Annotated in this window: 13 protein-coding genes; 9 read left to right on the top strand and 4 right to left on the bottom strand. The window is 67.2% G+C overall.

Features of this window, described 5'->3' with window-relative positions; genetic code table 11:
• Positions 1–57: 57 nt before the first annotated feature.
• Entirely contained in the window at positions 58–732 is a 675-nt protein-coding gene (locus AAIL17_RS02540) for a LuxR C-terminal-related transcriptional regulator (protein ID WP_424681239.1), read from the bottom strand.
• A 180-nt stretch (positions 733–912) separates the two neighbouring features.
• On the opposite strand from AAIL17_RS02540, the gene AAIL17_RS02535 reads away from it, so the two are divergent.
• The gene (locus AAIL17_RS02535) at positions 913–1716 is read left to right on the top strand and encodes a hypothetical protein (protein WP_424681238.1); all 804 of its coding nucleotides are present in this window, start codon (positions 913–915) and stop codon (positions 1714–1716) included.
• A 439-nt stretch (positions 1717–2155) separates the two neighbouring features.
• On the top strand, positions 2156–4015 hold the full coding sequence (locus tag AAIL17_RS02530) for a hypothetical protein (RefSeq protein WP_424681237.1): 1860 nt from the start codon (positions 2156–2158) through the stop codon (positions 4013–4015).
• A 64-nt stretch (positions 4016–4079) separates the two neighbouring features.
• On the opposite strand, the gene pyrC is transcribed toward AAIL17_RS02530, so the two are convergent.
• Entirely contained in the window at positions 4080–5120 is a 1041-nt protein-coding gene (pyrC, locus tag AAIL17_RS02525) for a dihydroorotase (RefSeq protein ID WP_424681236.1), read from the bottom strand.
• A gap of 248 nt (positions 5121–5368) precedes the next feature.
• Between pyrC and AAIL17_RS02520 the strand changes: the two genes are divergently transcribed.
• A complete protein-coding gene (locus AAIL17_RS02520) occupies positions 5369–6211 on the top strand; it encodes a hypothetical protein (RefSeq protein WP_424681235.1) in 843 nt (280 codons plus the stop codon).
• Positions 6212–6262: 51 nt separating this feature from the next.
• Here the strand turns inward: AAIL17_RS02520 and AAIL17_RS02515 are convergent, their stop codons facing one another.
• Positions 6263–7018 (bottom strand): zinc-dependent peptidase, encoded by a 756-nt coding sequence (locus AAIL17_RS02515; protein ID WP_424681234.1) that lies wholly within the window; start codon positions 7016–7018, stop codon positions 6263–6265.
• Positions 7019–7201: 183 nt separating this feature from the next.
• Between AAIL17_RS02515 and AAIL17_RS02510 the strand changes: the two genes are divergently transcribed.
• The 6 genes from AAIL17_RS02510 to AAIL17_RS02485 all read left to right on the top strand — a co-directional run bounded on the left by AAIL17_RS02510 (position 7202) and on the right by AAIL17_RS02485 (position 16844).
• Entirely contained in the window at positions 7202–8509 is a 1308-nt protein-coding gene (locus AAIL17_RS02510) for a M24 family metallopeptidase (protein ID WP_424681233.1), read from the top strand.
• 829 nt (positions 8510–9338) lie between these two features.
• Positions 9339–12593, top strand: a complete 3255-nt coding sequence (locus AAIL17_RS02505) for a TonB-dependent receptor (protein ID WP_424681232.1) — start codon at positions 9339–9341, stop codon at positions 12591–12593.
• Positions 12594–12725: 132 nt separating this feature from the next.
• Positions 12726–13478 carry a SapC family protein gene (locus AAIL17_RS02500; protein ID WP_424681231.1) on the top strand — a complete coding sequence of 251 codons (753 nt, stop codon included), beginning with the start codon at positions 12726–12728 and terminating at the stop codon, positions 13476–13478.
• A 6-nt stretch (positions 13479–13484) separates the two neighbouring features.
• The gene (locus AAIL17_RS02495; RefSeq protein ID WP_424681230.1) at positions 13485–14507 is read left to right on the top strand and encodes a cupin-like domain-containing protein; all 1023 of its coding nucleotides are present in this window, start codon (positions 13485–13487) and stop codon (positions 14505–14507) included.
• Between the two features lie 113 nt (positions 14508–14620).
• Complete coding sequence (locus AAIL17_RS02490) at positions 14621–16138, top strand: tryptophan halogenase family protein (protein WP_424681229.1); 1518 nt, start codon at positions 14621–14623, stop codon at positions 16136–16138.
• A gap of 10 nt (positions 16139–16148) precedes the next feature.
• On the top strand, positions 16149–16844 hold the full coding sequence (locus tag AAIL17_RS02485; protein WP_424681228.1) for a DUF6445 family protein: 696 nt from the start codon (positions 16149–16151) through the stop codon (positions 16842–16844).
• A gap of 111 nt (positions 16845–16955) precedes the next feature.
• On the opposite strand, the gene AAIL17_RS02480 is transcribed toward AAIL17_RS02485, so the two are convergent.
• On the bottom strand, positions 16956–18158 hold the full coding sequence (locus AAIL17_RS02480; RefSeq protein WP_424681227.1) for an HD-GYP domain-containing protein: 1203 nt from the start codon (positions 18156–18158) through the stop codon (positions 16956–16958).
• Between the last annotated feature and the right edge of the window lie 196 nt (positions 18159–18354).

Below are 18354 nucleotides of genomic sequence, written 5' to 3'. Positions count from 1 at the left end.
GCGGCTGGCGGGACTCCATCCGGCGCCGGGCCGTCGTCGGCTGGCGGGCGTGGACGTCTATCGGTCGTCCATGTTCCGGCTCGCCGCTTGCTCATCCGGCGCGGGACTCAGCGCACGGACCGCCAGTTGCTGCCTGCCGCTGATGCCCGCTCGCTCGAAGATGTTGTGCAGGTGGGTCTTCACCGTGGTGGGGCTGATGCCCATGTGCCGCCCGATCTCCTTGTTGCTCAGCCCCTGCGCCACCCAGCGCACGATCTCGTGCTGGCGCTGGGTGAGCTGGTCCATGGGCGCCGAGGCCAGCAGCGGCGCGGACAGCCATTGCCTCATGCAGGCCAGGGCCTGGGTCATCAGCCCGCGCGGGATCCACGCTTCGCCCGCGTGCACGGCCTGGATCGCCTGGGCCCACAACGCGGGGTGCGCATCGCTGGGCAGGCAGCCGTGCACGCCCTGCATCACGGCCGCAAGGATTTCCGGCCGATCGAGGCTCGCGGCGTGCAGCAGTACACGCGGCGACGCCGGCCGCGTCAGCAGTTCGCCGAGCAGATGGCTGCCGGCCTGCACCCAGCGGGCATCGAGCACGAGCACGGTAGGGCGATGGCTGGCCAACAGCATCTGGAGGGCGAGGGGCGTGGCCGCCTCGCCGCGCAGCTCCAGGCCATCCACGCGCCGCACGACGGACGCCAGCAGGCGTCGGAGAACCAGGTCCGGACCGCCGAGCACGATGGGGATCATGCCGCCCTCCCGCGGTGTCTCCCACGCCTGCGCGAAGTATTGGTTTCCTGCGTGAGAGCGGTGTGTAGCCATTCCGGCCGTGTCCGCCTGGCGTACTCCGATCGGAGTATTAACCCGGCCCTGCCGCGCGCAGCATGCTGCGCCCTCCCCACGCCATGGCGGCGTCGAAGGAGCACATCCATGAAAATCACACGCGTGTTCGGCGCGCCCGTGCTGGCGCTCTTGCTGACCCTGCTGGCGGCACCGGCCTGGGCGACGACCGTCGTCACCTACACCGGCCAGGGGTTCTCCTGGGACGGCAACACCCACAACCTCAACGACGAGCGCTGCGGCCTGGTCGGGCAGGAAATCGCCGACGACGGCGGTACCGGCCAGTTCGCGAACTGGCACGGCCCTGGGCTGCCTTACCGGACCGGCGACGGCTACCTGGTCTGGGTGCTGACCGCCAACGGAGCGACCTCGGCCACGCTGCACCTGCCGAACAAGACCGTGCAGATGATCAAGGTAGGCGGCACGTTCAAGTATGCCAGCAGCTACTACCTCTACAGGAAGCTGGTCGGCACGCCGGTGACGGCGACCTACGAGGGCTACGTCAAGGGCAACGTGCAACTGGTGGTCAGCCACGGCTGTCAGCCGCTCAGGACGCCGGGTGCGTGGTGCTCGCCGGGCTTCTGGCGCAACGCCTCGCAGGGTGCGTGGGATCTGGTTGGCGTGGACAAGTACGCCGCGTTCAACGACACCGTCGTGCCCAGTTTCTACATCACGCCTTCGCCGGCCATGCCCACGCTCATCCAGGTGCTCACCACGCCGGGTGCCAACACCTTCGGCTCGGCCGCGCCTCCGTACGGATTGAACGCCTACCGGGCGACGGCGGCCTATCTCACCAGCCGGATCCCGCTGTTCAAGTTCGATCCGAAGCTGGTCGGCAATGAATGTGCCTGCCCGATCGACAACCACGGCAACTACAAGATTCCCGTCAACTGATGCGCTGACAGGCGACGCACCGCCCCGGCCTCGTACCGGGGCGGTTGCGTTCTGCTGCTGACGACCTCGGCTGGGGGCAATGGACGGCACTCGTGCCCTCCCTTCGGGCGCAGGAACGTGCGCTACATCGACCACCATCGCCATCGCATCGCAACGCTGTGGGATTACGTCGCAAGACGTGCTTGCCGGTCGCGCCCGGTGTGCTGCCCCGGCCACAGAGAGGCCGATGCGCTGCCGCTGACCGGCGCCGGATCGGCAAGCGTGGAGCGCCACCGGAAACGCTTCCCGCGAACGAATGCAACTCGCCGACCGCGCGAGTATCGTGGCGCGCGCGCACCTGCGTGCGCACTTGCGTAGACGCTCGTCGGCCCGATCGACGGCGGCGCCTGACAGGGGGACGCGGTCACCTAGCCTGTATGGATCAAAGGAGACCGTTCACATGAAAACGCGACTGATCATCGCCCTTGCGGCGATGGGGTTTGCCACCGGTGCGATGGGAGCCACTCCCATCACGCTCAAACTGCACAAAGGCGATACCACGGTACCCACGAGCACGACCGTGGGCGGAGCACCCCTGACCAGCCTGGAGCAGGATCCGGCCATGACGGCCGGAGACGCCGACTCCGGCGACGGCGACGACCTCGGCGAGGAGCCGGTGGTCAACCGCACCCTCTCTCACGGGCATCATGCCGGCCTCAACAGCATGGGCCATGCGTGGCGCGCCAAGTCGAACCCCGAGCTCACCGGCGGTTTCGACGGCCTGGATTTCTTCGACCAGCGCTACGCCAACAACGGCAACCAGTTCTCGGTGGAGCCGCCGGACCAGGGCCTGTGCGCCGGCAACGGCTTCGTGGTGGAGAGCGTCAACGACGTATTCGCAATCTATGACCGTGCCGGCCATGAACGGGTCGGGCCGGTCGATCTCAACACGTTCTACCACTACCCGGCGGCGATCAACCGCACCACCGGCGCCTACGGGCCGAGCATCACCGATCCGTCCTGCTACTACGACGCGGACACGCGCCGCTGGTTCCATGTCGTGCTGACGCTCGACCGCGTGGGCACGACCTCGGCGCTGTCGGGCACCAACCACCTGGACCTCGCGGTCAGCCAGACGGCCGATCCCACCGGTGCGTGGACCATCTACCACTTGCCGGTGCAGAACAACGGCACGGACGGGACGCCGGACCACGGCTGCAGTGAAGGCTTCTGCCTGGGCGATTACCCGCACATCGGCGCGGACGCGCATGCGATCTTCCTGACCACGAACGAGTTCTCGCTGTTCGGTCCGGGGTTCTACGGGGCGCAGATCTACGCGATCTCCAAGCAGGCGCTGGTGGCGGGCGATCCGGAGCCCAATGTGGTGCTGTTCAACGCCGGCGATCCCAGCGTGCCGGCGCCCGCGTTCACCGTCTGGCCGGCGGTCTCTTCGGGCGGGCAGTATGCCGGCGCGCATGGCGGCACCGAGTATCTGCTCAGCTCCGACGCGGTGTTCTACGACGAGGGCGTCTCCAACACCGTGTGGCTGTGGGCGGTGTCCAACACGCAGGCCATCGACAGCGATCCGATGGCGCTCACGCTGAACGTGTCGCCGGTGAGCGTGCAGACCTACGGCGTGCCCACCAGCCTGGCCCGGCAGCGGCCTGGCAGCGCGCCGCTGCGGGACTGCTTTGCGGCACCCGGATGCGCACCGACCTACCTGGGCTACCCGACCATCGTGTATCCCGCGCCGCGCCCGCTGGCGGTGAACGACTCCCGCATGCAGCAGGTGAGCTTCGCCAACGGCAAGGTATGGGGAACGCTCGATACCGACGTGCTGCTCGGTGACGGCAGCCATGGTTCGGGCATCGCCTACTTCGCGATCGACCCGAAGGCGGGCGGTGTCTTCGCCAATGGGACCCTGGCGTTGTCCGATGCCAACCTGACCTACGGCACCTCGGCGGTGACGCAGAGCGGGCGGGGCGTGATCGCCTTCACCGTGGTGGGACCGGGCGATTATCCCAGCGCCGGTTATGCCAGCTTCGATGCGAAGAAAGGCGCTGGCGACGTGCACATCGCCAAGGCAGGCGCCGGTCCGTGGGACGGCTTCACCGGCATTCCCTACCTCGGGGGCGACCGGCCGCGCTGGGGCGATTACGGTGCGGCCGCGGCCGACGGCAACACGATCTGGACAGCCTCGGAATACATCGCGCATTCCTGCACGCTGGCCGAGTACCTGACCCCGCCGATGTTCCAGTGCGGTGGCACCCGTGGAGCCCTGGGCAACTGGGCGACGCGGATTTCGAGCTTCCAGCTCTAGGTCCTGGCGATGACGACAGGCGCGGTGGACGATCCATTGCGCCTGTTCCGCCGCTAGGAGCCGCTCAGCCCTGCAGCCGCCAGGCAATCGTTTCGCCCGCGCGCATCGGCACGCCGGGCACGCCGCCGAAATCGACCTCCTCGGGCACCGTCCACGGCTGCCTGTGCAGCGTGATGGTGCCGGTGTTGCGGGGCAGGCCGTAGAAATCGGGACCGTGGATACTGGCGAAGGCTTCCAGCCTGTCCAGCGCACCGGCCGCCTCGAAGGCCTCGGCATAGAGCTCGATGGCCGCGTGCGCGGAATAGATGCCGGCGCAGCCGCAACTGCTCTCCTTGGCGTGGCGCGGATGCGGCGCGCTGTCGGTGCCCAGGAAGAAGCTCGGGTCGCCGCTGGTGGCCACCTCGATGAGCGCCTGGCGATGGGTTTCGCGCTTGAGCACCGGCAGGCAATAGGCATGCGGGCGCAGGCCGCCGGCGAAGATGGCGTTGCGGTTCATCAGCAGATGTTGTGGCGTGATGGTGGCGCCGAGGTGCGCCGGCGCGCCGCGCACGAACTGCGCCGCCTCGCGCGTGGTGATGTGTTCGAGCACCATGCGCAGCGCCGGGAAGTCGCGCAGCAGCGTGGTGAGGTGGCGTTCCACGAACACCGGTTCGCGGTCGAACACGTCGACGTCCGGGTCGGTGACCTCGCCGTGCATCAGCAGCGGCAATCCATGCTTCTGCATCGCCTCGAACACCGGGTAGCAGCGGCGCAGGTCGGTGACGCCGCTGGCCGCGTTGGTGGTGGCGCCGGCCGGGTAGTACTTGACCGCATGCACGAAGCCGCTGGCGCGCGCCTCGGCGATGTCCGCGGGCGTGGTCGCCTCGGTGAGGTACAGCGTCATCAGCGGCTCGAAGGTCATGCCTGCCGGCAGCGCGGCAAGGATGCGCTCGCGGTAGGCGCGGGCCAGCGCCACGGTGGTCACCGCCGGCTTCAGGTTCGGCATTACGATGGCGCGCGCGAAGCAGCGTGCAGTGTGCGGCAGCACGGCAGCCAGCAAGGCGCCGTCGCGCAGGTGCAGGTGCCAGTCGTCGGGACGGATGAGGGTGAGGGCGTCGGTACTCATGTGCGTAGTCTAGCGTGCCCCCAACCCGGCTCGGCTCGCTTCGCCCTCGCCGTGGGGCGGTCCAGGCCGCCCGCCTGCTCATTGGCGCCGCGGACGGCGCCAGCGTCGAGGGCGGGCGGCTGGGACTTTGGCGAAAGGGTGGGTAAGGAGTTCCTAAAGCCTCCGTCAAGCGCGCCACGGCCTTCTTGCGCTTCCATGTGCATGGGCGCGGCGTAGGTCGCCGCATCATCAAGGGAGCCGATATGTGCATGCGTTCGCTGGTCATCGTCCTCGGCCTGCTCCTGGCGCCTGCCGTGCGGGCCGCCGAGGTGCTGCTTGCACCGGTATACCCCGGCGCCATGCACGACACGCTGGCCGACGACGACCACTACCAGTTCTTCTTCACCCATGACTCCATCGAAAGCGTGCGCGCGTATTACGCGGGCCAGAAGGTGGCGCTGGCGGACGGCACCCGGCAGGGCGACTTCGCCGCCCAGGGGCTGTGCATGCGCAACGTGCCGCTGGGCACGGTCAACCGGTGCTACTCCAGGGTGCTGATGCCGCAGGGCGTGGTCGCGCGCTACCTGAAGGACATGACGCTGGCCTACGATGCCGGCCTGGTGATCCAGGCCAAGGCGCCGGAACCGAAGGCTGTCGAACGGCCGCCGCAGAGTACGGGCAATGCCGACCTGGACAAGCTCCAGGCCCAGGTAGCGGCGGCCCAGGTTCAGTTGCAGGCGCAGGCCGATGCCGAGGCCGCGGAGCTGGGCTTCAAGCCTGGCGAACTGGACATCATGAACCACATGTCCGACCTGTTCGACGGCCTGAAGAACGGCATCATGCCGCCCTCCGGCCACTCGAGCACCGAACTGATCGGCCTGTACCGGCGCTACCAGTACCTGGAGACCGCCGAATATCCCTTTGCCAAAGCGGACGACGGGCAACTGGTTCCTTACGACCGCTGGCTGCTGGCGAGGGACAAGGCCGCCTTCGCCGGCCACGGCGACCATTGGAACGACTGGATCGGTTTCCTCAAGGATCTCGATGCGCACGCCTACCGCACCCGCATCGTCATCCCGATCGATCCGAGGAGTTGGGGAGGCCGGCGTTGAACCGCAATCCGGCTGGGTTGCGCCGGTGCGATACGGCCCGGACGCCCGCACTCAGTACGGGTGCTGCCGGTAGAACTGTTCGAGCTGTCGGTAGACCTCGGGCAGATGCTGGCGCAAGGCCGCCGGTGCCTCGAAAAACTGCTCGCTGACCACCGCAAAGAACTCAGCTTCGTTTTCCAGGCCATACGGGTCGATCGGCAAGGGAAGCCCGTTGCGATGGTCGTCGGCCAGGCGCTTCCACGCACCCGAGAAGGCCTGCGTCCAGGCGCGGCGGTCCATGCGCCGGTGCAGGGGCGGGAAGCCGTTGGCGTCGCCGTTGAGCATGTCGAGCTTGTGCGCCATTTCGTGGATGACCACGTTGTGGCCGGGCCGCTTTCCGGCATCGAGCACGTCCGCCCAGGACAGGATCACCGGCCCGCGTCCCCATGCCTCGCCCGCCATCACGTTGCGGGTCTGGTGAACGACGCCTGCCACGTCGGTGTGCGTGCGGTCGGGAATGAACGCGTCCGGGTACACGATGACGCTGTACCAGCCGTCATACCAGTCCAGCCCCAGTTTCAGGATGGGGATGCACGCGTGGGTCGCGAGCAGGACGCGGTCGGCATCGTCCAGTTCCAGCCCCTGGACCGGTTCCAGCGCCTTGTCCTGCAGGAACAGCGTGGCCAGCACGCGCAGCGCGGCCTGGTCCGAAGCGCCCAGCCGTCGCGCCGGGGCGCACCGGCGAAGCGCGTATTGCCATGACGATTCGGCGATGGGGTGCCGGGCGACGGTGCGGTGTACGCGCCAGTTTCGGATCTTGTCGAGCATGGCCCTGTGGAAAGAAGTCCTGGTCTTCCAAGCATCAGGGCGATGTGTGCTTTCTCAAGAACGTCCGGCAGAGGGAAGCGGTCGGCTGGTTCGGGCCTGCCGGCGCCTCCATGCCTTTTGCCAGTGGCGAACCGTACCGCCATCATGCCGAATGTCCCTTTTTGACAACACGGGAGTGAGCCCATGAGCAACCGCCAAGTCGACACGATGCAGCCGGGCCGGCGCCGCTTCCTCAAGACCACGGCCCTGGGCGCGGCGGCGCTGCCGGTGGCGGCACTGGGCGCCGGCGCGGCCGCGTCCGAAGTGGGCACCGGCGGCGTCAAGCTGCCCCCGTCGATCCTGGCCCTGACGTCGGTGAAGCCGCAGATCGTGCCGATCACCGATGACGAGCGCCGTGGGCGGCTGGCGAGGGCGCAGGAGCTGATGGGGCGCTCCGGGATCGACGCGGTCTACCTCGACGGCGGCACCACGCTGGACTACTTCACCGGCATGCGCTGGTGGACCAGCGAACGCCTGATGGGCATGCTGCTGCCGCGCTCGGGCGATCCGGTGTATGTCGTGCCCGCGTTCGAACGCAGCCGCGCATTGGAGCAGATCCGCTTCGGCCACGACGTACGCACCTGGCAGGAAAACGAAAGCCCCTATGCGCTGGTCGCGCAGGCGATGCGCGAGAAGGGCGCCGGCACCGGTGTGCTTGGCATCGAGGACAAGGTGCCGTTCTTCCGCTCCACCGGCCTGGCGCAGGCCATGCCGCAGGTCCGGCTGGTGCCGGCCACGCCGGTCACCGCCGGCTGCCGTGCGATCAAGAGTCCCGCGGAACTGGCGCTGATGCAGGTGGCGTGCAACGCCACGCTGGCCCTGTACAAGGCGATCTGGCAAGGGCTGGAACCGGGCATGACCCAGCAGCACATTGCAGCCTGGGTCGAGGCCGGCTACGCGCGGATGGGTCTCAAGGGCGACGCCAGCATCAACGTGGGCAGCTACACCGCCCAGCCGCACGGCTCGCGCGAGCCGCAGGTGATCCGCGAGGGCACGCCGGTGATGCTGGACGACGGCTGCTACGTGGAGGGCTACATGAGCGACCTGACCCGCACCTTCACGCTGGGCAAGGCCAGCGACAAGATGAAGCGGGTGTTCGACATCGTGCGCAAGGCGCAACAGGCGGCGCTCGCCGCCGCACACCCGGGCGCGACGATGGAGTCGGTGGATGCCGCGGCGCGCAAGGTGATCGCGGACGCCGGTTATGGTCCCGGCTACACCTATTTCTCGCACCGCCTCGGCCACGGCATCGGCATGGACATGCACGAGTGGTACTACCTCGTGCAGGGCAACACGCGGCGCATCGAGCGCGGCATGACCTTCAGCGACGAGCCCGGCATCTACATCCCCGGCGAGTTCGGCGTGCGGCTGGAGGACGACATGCACGTCACCGCGGATGGGGCGCACTGGTTCACGCCGCAAAGCCCGTCCATCGAGCAGCCGTTCGGGTGATGACGGCCAGCGGGGCTTGTCCAAGACGCGTCTGCCCTGGCGCGAACACAACGCCATTGCCGTGAATCGTCGTGATCGACCACGGCTGATGCGGCTACGGGTGGGGAGGGCTGCCGCTCGTCAGGCACTTTCGGCCGATCGTCACGGCAGCCACGTGTTTGGACGTCCGATTGTTGTCCGGGCCGGATGCGGCAGGCAGGCTGGGGCGCTCTTCCCGTGCGCGTCGCTGTGGACGCGCGCCGGCATGCCCGTCGATCTCCTGGCACCGCCATAAACCCCTGACAGAAACGGCCTGCCTTCACGCTGTGCCCTTCAACGCCTGCAGAAGGTCCGCAGCGGCGAGGATCCCGGCGGCGTGCCGTTGCGCTTGGATCGATCCAGTCGCGGTCCGCCGTATTTTCCTGTCTCGACAGGCTGTTTCACGCGAAAAAGCGTGTGTCGTCGGTATCCGGAGCTTTGCCTGGACAAACAAATTTCCGTGTGTTAGATAGTCAAAATGATAGCGCTAACATAGTGCTTACTGCAATGCAACATGCGCAAGGGGAAAGCGCCGGTCCGTCGGGAGCGGATCGGGGGTGACGGGCGTCCGACGGGCATCCGTTTCGAGGTGTTCAGGGGTAGCAGGGAAGAGAAAGCCGGGCATGGCCCGTAGGCGTTCCGGGGCGGAGAGGTCCATAGGTCAGCCAGTCGATCACCTGATCAAAAAGCTCGGCATTCACGGGTGACGTGCACCGGTTGAGTCCACGACGGCAAACGCCGTGGCGTGGGTCGGGAAACTCCGTACGTACGATTCTTTGACGAGTTCAACTATTGGAAGGGGAGTGCACGTATGGACCATGAAAAGTTGAAGCACCTCAGGTCGAAGGTGATGTTCACCATCGTCGGTGGTGCGATCATCATCAACCCGCTCTACGCGCAAGACTCGCAGAACCCCCCGCCGCCACCGCAGGTCGCTTCGGCGGGAGGGCAGCCGACCTCGCGGCCATCGCAGGGCGGTCCGTCGCCGGACGATCCGCAGACGCGACAAAGCGACTCGAAAAAGGCCACCACGCTGCAGACCGTAGTGGTCAGCGGCGTGCGCAACAGTCTCGAGCAGTCGATGAACGTGAAGCGCTACGAGATCGGCGTGGTCGATGCGATCAGCGCAGAGGACATCGGCAAATTCCCCGACACCAACATCGCCGAATCGCTACAGCGCATCACCGGCGTCTCGATCGATCGCCGCGACGGCCAGGGCTCGCAGGTGACGGTCCGCGGCTTCGGTCCGGAATTCAACATGGTGACCGTCGATGGCCGGACGATCCCCGGCGCGGACGCCTTCGGCGCGTCCGGCCAGGTGCCCATCGGCAACGTCAACGGCGGCACGCGCGCTTTCAACTTCGCGCAGCTGTCGCCCGACGCGATCAACATGCTGGAGGTCTACAAGAGCGGCCGCGCAGACACCGCCAGCGGCGGCATCGGCGCGACCATCGACATCAAGACCGACCGGCCGTTCTATCACAAGGGCGGCGAGGTGATCGCCACCTTCGGGGCCAAGGGCATCTACGACACCTCCGAGCCGTTCGGCAACAGCATCACGCCCGAATACTCCGGCGTCTTCAGCTACGCCAACCCCGACAAGACTTGGGGTATCGGCCTCACGGCCAGCTACCAGAAGCAGCACGGCGGCTCGGCGCAGGCCTCCGAGAACGCCTGGAACGTGCAACCCTGGACCGGCACCGATCCGGCGCTGCGTGCCGGCGCCAATGTCGTCAATGCCCCGGCGATCGGCCAGCTCTACTCGCTGCCCAACGACCTTCGCTACGCGTATTACGACTTCCGCAGCGAGCGCAAGAACGCCCACGCGGTGTTCCAGCTTCGCCCGACCGACAGCCTCACCATGACCCTGGACTACCTCCTGTCCAGGTACCAGATCGAGGCCGACCGCGGCGAACAGAGCATGTGGCTGCAGCGCGCCAACAGCTTCACCGACATCACGTTCGACACCGGACAGGCGGTCGCGACGCCGGTGTACCTGCGCGACGTGCCGGACGGCTCCAAGGATTTCGGCATGGAGCAACAGCACTACGCACAGGAATACAAGCTCGATTCGATCGGCTTCAACGCCGAATGGAATGCCACCGACGACTTCGTCCTGAAGTTTGACGCGCACGACTCCAAGACCCAGAGCCTCCCCAATGACCCGTTGACGGGTGGTGGCGGCACTTTCATCAGCATTGCCGGCACCAACAACTGCGCCTCCGGTCCGCAATGCGGCGGCGCCTGGGGACAGGAGTTCCGATTCAACAACGGCCTGCCGATCGGGACTCGCACCTGGTATCCGTCCCAGGCGCTGGCCATCGCCAACGGTGCCGGTGGCCTGGTCAACCAGCCGTTCGCCGCCAACAACATCGGCACCCAGCCCCTGCGCATCGATGCGCAGTCGCAGGTGACCGAGATCAAGGAAGCGCGCATCGACGGCGAGTGGGATTTCGACAACGGCCGTTTCCAGTTCGGCACCGATTTCGCCAAGACCGACCTGCATCGCACGCAGGCGGTGCAGAACTTCCAGAACCTGGGCAACTGGAGCGTGACCGACGCCGGCCAGTACCCCGACCTGATGGACCATCTCTTGGCGACCAATACCGCCGGGCTGTTCGACGGGTACGACATCAGCGGCATCGCCACGGGCACCTGGCGCGGCAATGCCGATGACCTGGCGCAGTGGGCCGCCGGGAAGTATCCCGGCATCAGCGTCAGGGTCAGCCCGCAACTGGCTGCGGACAACCATGTCGAGGAAAACACCAAGGCGGCCTACACGCAGCTGGTGCTGGAGGGCCAGTTGGGCGACATGCCGACGACCACCCGCTTCGGCGTGCGCTACGAGAAGACCGATGTCACCTCGACCTCCGCGATCGCGATCCCGAGCGCGGTCGTGTGGCAGTCCAACAACGACTTCAACACGACCACGTCCCCCACGGTCCAGCCGTACAGCGTGAAGTCCAGCTACAGCAACGTACTGCCCAGCGTCGATTTCAGCATCGACCTGACCGACTCGCTCAAGGGCCGTGCGTCGTACGGTAAGACCATGGCCCGCGCGCCCTACGAGAACCTGTATGCGGGTGCGGCCCCGGGCAACCCGACCGGTTCGATCCTGGTCAATCCGTCCAGCCGCGCCAGCGGCACGGACCAGAACCCGACGCTGAAACCGCTGTTGTCCGACAACCTCGACCTGGGTCTGGAGTGGTACTTCGCCCCGTCCAGCTACGTCTCGCTGACGTTCTGGAACAAGGAGGTCGAGAACTTCATCGGCACCCAGGTCACGCGGGAGAGCCTGTACGACCTGCGCGACCCGACCTCGGGCCCGCGCGCGCAGCAGGCGGCGGCCTTCCTGACGAGCGCCGCGTGCCAGAGCCAGGTGGCGGCGGCGGGAGGCGATGTCGCCTCGGCATGTTCGCTCAACGACACCTCGCTGTTCACCACGGTGGCTCTGTTGACCAACGCGGGGGCGACCGGCGGCCTGGCGGCCTACAACGGCAGCTCGGCGCAGGGGCTGGCGATGGAGAACCAGTACGACATCACCGCCAACGCGGACGATCCACTCTACGAGTACGACGTGTCCCGGCCGGTCAACCTGCACAAGGCCAAGCTGCACGGCTGGGAATTCGGTGGCCAGTACTTCTTCGGCCAATCCGGCTTCGGCGTCCTGGCCAACTACACCAAGGTCGACGGCAACGTGCACTTCAACGACGCGGGCGATCCGTCGGTCGACCAGTTCGCGCTGACCGGCCTCAGCGACACGGCCAACGTCGTGGCCATGTACGAGAAGCACGACATCTCGGTGCGCCTGGCCTGGAACTGGCGCGGCGAGTTCCTGACCCTGGCCAACCAGGGCGGTTCCAACCGCAACCCGTACTACGTCGATGCCTACCACCAATTCGACCTGAGCATCGGCTACAACTTCAACGATCATTTCTCGATGCAACTGGAAGCCATCAACCTGACAGGCGAGGACGTGCGCTGGCACGCTCGTTCGTCCAAGCAGATGGTCAGGCTGGTGGACCAGGCGCCGCGCTACGCGCTCGGCTTCCGCTACCAGTTCTAGACTGGAAAAGCAGGCGGGAACCGGGGGACACTGCGCTTGCAGTGTCCCTCCGTTTTCCGGCCGACCGGGACGCGCCCGACCGGTGGCCGTGTTTTTCCCGACAGGGCGGCAGGCGATTCCTCGGGGAGCCGAATGGCACGGTACGAGTTGCTCAACAACGTGGCGCACAAGGACCTGCGCGTCGTCCAGCGCTTCGGCGGCGCGTTCGGTGAGGACGTCGGGATGATCCCGGCATACCCTACCGAGTACGCCGAGCTGCAACGCGAATACCCGATCTTCTTCCGCAGGGACGCCGAAAGCGGCGAATACCAGTCCGTGGCGCTGCTGGGTTTCAGCCGGGACGAGAATCTCTATCTGCGGGATGGGCGCTGGGAAGCCAGCTACCTGCCCGGGCACGTCGCCCGGGGGCCGTTCCTGATCGGCTTCCAGGAACGGCAGGTCGACGGCGAGCTGCGCGACGAGGCAGTCGTCCACGTCGACCTCGATCATCCGCGCGTCAGCTTCAGCGAGGGCGAGCCGGTGTTCTTGCCCAAGGGTGGGAACAGCCCGTACCTGGAGCGCGTCACCACCGTGCTGCGCGGCATCCATGACGGCGCCGAAGGCGGCAAGGCGATGTACCGGGCCTTCGATTCGCTGGGCTTGGTCCAGCCGGTCCGGCTCGGCATCCAGTTCGACGGCGAGCACGGCGCCAACGTCACCGGCCTGTTCGGTATCGACCGCGACCGCCTGGCGGCGCTGGACGCCGGCTCGCTGCACGCGCTGCATCGTGCCGGCTACCTCGAGGGTGCCTACCTGGTGCTGGCGTCGATGCACAACCTGCGCAGGCTGATCGCGGAGAAGCAGCGACGCCTGCAGCAGGAGGAAGTCCCCGCGAACGCGGTGTGACCTGCGATGAGCGAATCGCTTGCCAGCGTCGAGGAACGAACGGATGTGCGGGCCGACGCGCTGCCGGTCGGCGGCTTGTGCGAAGCCGGGCAGCCCATGGTGCTGCGGGGGCTGGCGCGCGACTGGGAGCTGACCCGGGCGGGGCAGCGTTCGTCGATGGACGCCATGGCCTGCCTGCGGCGCTATTACAACCAGCGTCCGGTGCAGTATTCGCAGGGTGGACCGGAGATCGGCGGGCGGGTGTTCTACACCGCCGATTTCACCGACATCAACTGCGAGGTCCGGCGCGGCAGCCTGGATGATCTGCTTGCCGCGATCGCGGCACATCTGGACGATCCGCATCCGCCCACCTGGTACATGGCCTCGGCGCCTGCCGACGCCTTCCTGCCGGGCTTTCGCCAGGCCAACGACCTGTCGCTGGAGGCCTGCGGCATCCATGCGCCGCCGCGCGTCTGGATCGGCAACCGCACCATCGCCTCGTGCCATTACGACGGCATGAACAACATTGCCTGCTGCGCCGTCGGCCGCCGGCGATTCACGCTGTTTCCGCCCGAGCAGATCGTCAATCTCTACCCGGGTCCGCTGGATCCCACGCCCGGCGGACAGGCGGTGAGCCTGGTCGATTTCGCCGCGCCCGACTTCGAGCGCCATCCGCGCTTCAGGGACGCGCTGGCTGCCGCGCAAAGCGTGCTGCTGGAACCGGGCGATGCGCTGTTCATCCCGAGCATGTGGTGGCACCACGTGGAAGGCCTGGACCCGTTCAACGTGCTGGTCAACTACTGGTGGAGCAGCATGCCGGACTACGTGCCGACCCCGATGCACACGCTCTATCACGCACTGTGGACAATCCGCGATCGCCCCGAAAGGGAAAAGCGCGCATGGCGGGAGGTCTTCGACTACTACGTCTTCGGCCCGTCCGAACGAGCCGGCGCCCCGCTCCCCGAGCGCGCGCGCGACGTGCTCGGGCCCCTGGACGAGACGATGGCACGACGGCTGCGGGCGATGTTGATCGGCTGGCTGAACCGGTGAGGGCGTCGAAGGACGATCCGTGAGCCATCGTTCGCGCCAAGGGCGGTGACGCGCGCGGGCGCCATCAGGCATGCGGCGATGGCGATGCAGGACGGACAAGGGGAGGGCGAGACGTGGGTACCGACAGGATACGCAGGGTGGTAGTCGCCGGTGGCGGCACCGCGGGATGGGTGGCGGCCAGTGCACTGGCGTACCAATTCCGCGAGCAGCTGGAGATCACCCTGGTCGAGTCGACACAGATGGGCACCATCGGCGTCGGCGAATCGACGGTGCCGCCGGTCCGCAACTTCCACCGGTTCCTCAACATCGACGAGCAGGAGTTCCTGCGCGCGGTGGCCGGCACCTTCAAGATGTCGATCTCGTTCGAGAACTGGAAGCGTCCGGGCGATCGCTACATCCATCCGTTCGGCGTCACCGGTGCGGGCACGCTGGTGTGCGGCTTCCAGCATTTCTGGTTGGAAAGCGTGCGCCGCGGCATGCGATCGCGGCTGGACGACTATTGCCTGGAAGCGGTGGCTTCGCGCGGCGAGCGGTTCGCCTTCCCGGAGAACGCCGAGGTCAACTACGCCTACCACATCGATGCCGGGCTTTACGCCAAATTCCTGCGCGAAAAATTCCAGCGTCACGGCATCCGGCACGTCGACGGCAAGATCCGCGAGATTCGGCAGAACCCCGACAGCGGCTACATCGAAGCGCTGGTGCTCGACGACGGGCAGGTGATCGAGGGCGACCTTTTCATCGATTGCACGGGCTTCCGCGGCCTGCTGATCGAACAGACGCTGCATACCGGCTACGAAGGCTGGGGCCAGTGGCTGCCCTGCGACCGTGCGATCGCCGTGCAGGTCGAATCGACCGATCCGTCGCCGGTTCCCTACACGCGGGCGATCGCGCACGAAGCCGGCTGGCGCTGGCAGATTCCCGTGCAGCACCGCGTCGGTTGCGGACTGGTATTTTCCAGCCAGCGCATGTCGGACGACGAGGCGCACGCCAAGCTGCTGCGCGAGGTTACCGCCAAGCCACTCAGGGACCCGTTGCTGGTGCCGTTCCGTACCGGCCGCCGACTGAAATCCTGGAACAAGAACGTGGTCGCCATGGGCCTGTCCAGCGGCTTCATGGAGCCGCTGGAATCCACCAGCATCCACCTGGTGATGAGCGCGGTAATGCGGCTGATCGAGCTGTTCCCGTTCGAGGGCATTCCGGACGAACTGGTCGCCCTCTACAACGACGCCTGCCGCCGCGAGCTGGAGCACGTGCGCGATTTCATCATCCTGCACTACCACGCCAACCAGCGCGACGAACCGATGTGGAGGGAATGCCGCGAAATGGCGCTGCCCGATTCGCTCAAGAGCCGCATCGACGCCTGGCGCGAGCGCGCGCACGTGTGGAGCGAAGCCGGCGAGCTGTTCACCAGGGATTCGTGGATGCACGTGATGCTCGGCCAGGGCCTGGCCCCGCAGCAGCATCACCCCTTGCCGCGCGCGCTGTCCGACGCCGACCTGCGCCGCGTGCTGGAGGGCGTACGCCGTCCGATCGACCAGGCGGTTGCGCGGATGCCGCCACAGCAGGGTTTCATCGATCGCTACTGCAAGGCCCCGCCGGAGGTATGGGGCATGAAGCGGGCGACGGTGTGAGCAGGCGCCGATGCTGATCGAGCGCCACCCCGCGATGCGCATCGAGAAGCGCACGTTGGGGCACGAGGGCGCACCCTTGCTGGTCATCGACCATCTTGTCGCTGATCCCGAGCGGCTGGTGGCGAGGGCCGCCCGCCGGGCGTTCGATGCCAGGAGCGACTACTTCCCGGGGCCGCGCACGCGGGCGCCGGCGATGTACGAACAGTTCCTCGAGTCGGTACTGAACCCGTTGTTGCCGGAATATTTCGGCATGCGGTCTGGGCGCTTCCGATTCCCGATGTGCCACTACTCGCTGGTGGCCACGCCGCCGGCGCAACTGCGGTTCCTGCAGCGGGTGCCGCATATCGATTCGGTCGGCACGGACGGACTGGCCACGGTGCTTTACCTGTTCCATGGCCACTGGGGCGGTACCGCTTTCTACCGCCATCGCCAGACCGGATTCGAGACCATCGACAAGCCGCGGTGGGAGACCTACTTTCGTCGACTGGAGGCCGAAAGCCACGGCAACGATGCGCCAGCTCCCGGCTACATCAACGACAGCACCGCGCTGTTCGAGCAGATCGACAAGGTCGATGCCGTTTTCAATCGGCTGCTGGTCTACCGGCAGAATTCGCTGCATTCGGCGTGCATCGACGATGACGATGTTCCCCCGCCCGATCCGCGCAGGGGACGGCTCTCGATCAACACCTTCATCGACGTGATGTAGCCGGCCCAGGCAGGACCCTCGCCGCGAGGCTGGCGTCGGATGGCGATACGCAGGCCGCGGTTTGCGGTGTGGCGCGCTCGACTGGGCAGGGCACCGTTGAAGGGAGCGGAGTCAGGCCCGTAGCAGTTGCGGTACCTGCAGGCCCCATTGGACAGCATCCTCGATGCCCACGATCCGATCACTGCCGTCATCGAGTTCCACGACCTCGGCATCAAGCGGCTCGCCATCCACGGTGCAGACCAGCCGTACGGTCGGCGTGAGCGAACTGCCGCCGCTCTGGCTGAGCACCACTGCGAGGCGATCGGAGGCCAGGCGCACCACGGTGCCGGTGGGATAGATGCCGATCAGCCTGACGAAGGCGTGGAAGATGGCGCGGTCGAAATGGCCCTCCTGCCATTCGGCCATGCGGCGGATGGCCTCGGCCGGTTCCCAGCCGCGCTTGTAGGGGCGGTCGGAGGTGATCGCGTCGTACACGTCGCAGATCGCGCCCATGCGCGCGACGCGGCTGATCGCGTCGCCATCGAGCTTGTGCGGGTAGCCGCTGCCGTCGATCTTCTCGTGGTGGTGCAGGCACACGTCCAGCGCCACCGGGCCGGCGGCCGATTCGCGGCTCAGGATGTCCCAGCCGATCTCCGGGTGCTGCCGCACCGAGGCCCACTCCAGCGGTTCGAGCCGGCCCGGCTTGTTGAGCGTCGCGTCGGGGACGCCGACCTTGCCGATGTCGTGCAGCAGGCCGGCCAGCCCGAGCTCAGTGAGCGCCGCGCCCTCGTAGCCGAGCCGGCGGCCCAGCGCCATCATCAGCGCGGCCACGGCGACCGAATGCAGGTAGGTGTAGTCGTCCTTGTTCTTCAGGCGGACCACGCTGAGCATCGCCGCCGGGTTGACCGCGATCGCGTGATCCACCTCGTCGATCACGCTGGCGAGGTTTTCCATGCGCAGCGCGCGACCCATCCGGGCATCATCGAACAGCGCCTTGGCGGCGGCCTTGGCGCGGTCGCGGATGGCCTCGGCGCGGACGATGTCGTCGCCGAAATCGGTGCGCGGAACGTCCGGGTCGGGGGGCGGATCGGCGGCGACGGCAGCGGCGTCGGGCGGCGGCGCGGGCGATGCATGCCGACTCTCGTCCACGCCCTTGTTCGTGTCGATCCAGATCTCGTGCGGGCCGAGCGCGTGCAGCAGTTCCAGCGTCGCCGCATCGGCCACCCGAAAGGAGCTGCGCCAGAACGGATGGTTGCGCCACTTGCCCTCGATCCGGCGCACGTACATGCCCAGCCTGGCCTGGGAGGCGGGAATCTTCTTCAGTGGCGACCCCATGTCTCGTCGTGCTCTCTACCGTTGGCCGGACGGGAGCGCCGCGCCGGCCGGCTGGCCGGGAACCGTCCTCCCCGCGGGACTGACGTTGCGCGCGCAATCACGGGACAGGTATCGGCCGCAGGCCGGCGGACTTGAGAGCGGCCCGGCGCGCGCGGGATGCCGCCGGAGACGGGCATGCGTTGCCGCGGTGCGGACG

It is taken from the genome of Frateuria sp. YIM B11624, assembly GCF_049727805.1.
Classification (GTDB): Bacteria; Pseudomonadota; Gammaproteobacteria; order Xanthomonadales; family Rhodanobacteraceae; genus Frateuria_A.
Note: the sequence above shows the minus strand (reverse complement) of the source record. Positions and strands in the feature narration are given on the sequence as shown.